This is a genomic window from Burkholderia sp. SIMBA_062, assembly GCF_046534765.1.
GTDB lineage: Bacteria > Pseudomonadota > Gammaproteobacteria > Burkholderiales > Burkholderiaceae > Burkholderia > Burkholderia ambifaria.
In genome coordinates, this window is sequence record NZ_JAWRYD010000079.1 from 1 (window position 1) to 2,733 (window position 2,733).

The window sequence follows — 2,733 nt, forward strand, 5'->3', positions numbered from 1 at the left end:
ATCGCTGCCGTCAGCGTCGTCTTGCCGTGGTCAACGTGACCGATCGTTCCAACGTTGACGTGCGGCTTGGTCCGCTCAAACTTTTCCTTGGCCATTTTCCACTCCCGAAAGGAATTTCACATGTTGCGCCGCGCGCAAACAGACACTGACTTTTAACTGCTGGTGCCCATGGGCAGGATCGAACTGCCGACCTCTCCCTTACCAAGGGAGTGCTCTACCACTGAGCCACATGGGCGGTATTACGCTTCAACTGCACGAACTGGAGCGGGTGAAGGGAATCGAACCCTCGTCGTAAGCTTGGAAGGCTTCTGCTCTACCATTGAGCTACACCCGCACGGGCCACAAACGATTCCCTACCGCTCTTTGCGCTGATGTTCTGGTGGAGGAGGTTGGATTCGAACCAACGTAGGCGTAAGCCAACAGATTTACAGTCTGCCCCCTTTAGCCACTCGGGCACCCCTCCGTAGAGAACTGACGATTATGGGGGTGCATCGCACTCTTGTCAAGCACATCCGGAAGATTATTTTCACTCTCTTCCAGCGCGCTGCGCGACTCACCCGACACCCACGCTCGCCCGGCTAAGGCAAGCACGAGAGGATCGCCACACGGCGCCCACATCCTCGTCAGACTCCGCCTTCAGCATCGATTTGCATCTTCGCTGAAAACGAAAGACCGCCATCATACGGCCTCCTGCGCATAATGCCAAGCGGGTAGATGAAAAAAATCCGCAATTTCCATGCCGGGCGGATCCTCAGGGCGTCCGGAGAGGGGTTGGAGCGGGTGAAGTTCGTTATCAGGAACGCGCCCAGGCATGGGACGGCCGATGCTCTGTAGTGGTTGTCGGTACACCAACGCTGAAACCGGATTCGGAGTAAAAGGGGCTACCGCTCTCGTCGACGCCCCCGGGGCCCATCTAACCGTCAGGAAAGGCGCCATCCGGTCGGCGTCCACTCCTCGCCCCAGACAGAAAGCCGCGCGTTGCCAATCCGCGCCGTGCGATCAACCCGACTCCCTCGGCTCTCACGCTGTATGCGAAATCCTGCCTTTCGGCGTACAGCGCACGGGTGCCCGGGTGCTGCGCGATCTTTCTTGTTCCCGCGCGCTGCTCTTCGCAGCTTCCTCCGCCCATGCGGGGAAGCCCAATTGCGTGGCGCCGCGCAGAGAGGATCGCGGCAATCCGATAGCAGTCGCTATCCGAGAGCCGCGCCTCAGGGCGCGGGGAAAACACGGTGGTCGTCGCGGAGGGTGACACGTTAAAGCCGGCCATTGACGCCGGGTGCGCGATCACGGCCGAAAACGGATGACACCCGCGCGCTCGACCGCACGCGCGACCGCGACGCTCGCGCGGCACCCGCCTCCAGTTCGCGAGCGGCAGCATCGGCGTCGCCGACTGGAAGGGCGGCGCCCCGCCCGGCGCGCGCATGCGATCCATCGCGTGAGTGTGCATACGCGCCAGCGGCGCCGCGAGATGCAATCAAGTTCGCGTGGCTGCCGGACGGACGCGTCGACCTACCGTATCGCGGTGCGCAACGACCATGACGCCGCCCGGGCGACGCCGACAGCTCTGCCGGCTTTGGTGCCCCGCAGCTGCTGATACGCGACGATCCGCGCACGAATGCGTGTCTGCCACACCGGCTGCGCGGCGGGGGCTCGGCGACCGTGCGGCTGCGCAGCCCGCCCCGTGCAGGCCCTCCGTGCATGCCGACCAACATGAGCGCTTGGTCGCCTATCGCAGTGAAGCCGCGCTGTACGCGCGACATCCTTCGTATCGATATGACGCTCGCCGTGTTCAGTTGAGCGCGGATAGCGACTGTTTCGGCGGCACCGCCTATTCGCTCGTCGAAGAAATCCATGTCCTTCGAAACGGGCAGCCTGTTCTCATCAAAAGCAACAGTGCGGGCTTTGACGAAATCGGACCGCCAGACCAAGTTTTGTCTCCGTGTCGTCTCGATGTCGGCGGAAGGCTTGACGGCAATTCCGCTCAGCACTCGGGCGCCGAGAAGCACGCTCTTGCAGGTACGTTCCTGCCCGCGAACGTCACGGATTTGCCGCCAGACGCATCGGTTGCGCGCCGACACCCCGAACGACCTCACCGATATTGAACGGAGATAGCCGAAATATGCATGCCGATGGGCCGCGATAATGGTTGCCGCGGCGTGACGAGTCGGCGACTTGTGCAATGCGCTCGAGGCAGTAAATAACGGAGGAAAGCTCAGGAAACGAGATCATTCCGGGCATGAAGGGACCACCAACGACAGCCGGACGAATGATGAACCCGTTGCCTTGCACAAGGGCGATCGGCGGGGTTTCCGAGGGTCGATCGTTCGAATGATGGAAGCTGGCGTGGAGCTCAATGGCGGCGTAACAAGAACCTACGATGCGGCGGATCCCGCTGCGCGGTTTCGATGCTGTCGATCGTGATGAGAACCGGGATGCCTCTGCCTGACGTCGTCAGATCAAACCAAACGATTCGGCGTCGCGCTGATTCCCGCTCTGCGAGCGGTGCAAGCCCCTGTCATGGGCAGAGATGGCGACGACACAGATGCGGCGTGCGTGAGGATCCTGCCCGGCCAGCCCACCTGCTCGCCGGCGCCAGCCCCCACCTCGCTGCGATCGCCCTTTTCCGCCGCGCCAATGCAAAAACCCCCGCCTTGTTGGGCGGGGGTTTCTGGCTTAGGGAGCCTGACGATTACCTACTTTCACACGGGAATCCGCACTATCATCGGCGTAGAG

2 protein-coding genes and 3 tRNA genes are annotated in these 2,733 nt (G+C 62.1%); 1 reads left to right on the plus strand and 4 read right to left on the minus strand.

The window, feature by feature from the left end; translation table 11 throughout:
- The 4 genes from SB786_RS35385 to SB786_RS35400 form a co-directional block, all read right to left on the minus strand.
- Positions 1 to 95 (minus strand): GTP-binding protein (locus tag SB786_RS35385; RefSeq protein ID WP_018003793.1); only part of this gene is annotated, 95 nt, incomplete at its 3' end.
- Positions 96 to 160: 65 nt separating this feature from the next.
- Positions 161 to 235, minus strand: a tRNA-Thr gene (locus SB786_RS35390).
- Between the two features lie 25 nt (positions 236 to 260).
- Positions 261 to 334: transfer RNA gene (locus tag SB786_RS35395), tRNA-Gly, on the minus strand.
- Between the two features lie 43 nt (positions 335 to 377).
- A tRNA-Tyr gene (locus SB786_RS35400) sits at positions 378 to 463 on the minus strand.
- A gap of 1,231 nt (positions 464 to 1,694) precedes the next feature.
- Between SB786_RS35400 and SB786_RS35405 the strand changes: the two genes are divergently transcribed.
- Complete coding sequence (locus SB786_RS35405) at positions 1,695 to 2,102, plus strand: hypothetical protein (protein WP_410731464.1); 408 nt, start codon at positions 1,695 to 1,697, stop codon at positions 2,100 to 2,102.
- Positions 2,103 to 2,733: the final 631 nt, after the last annotated feature.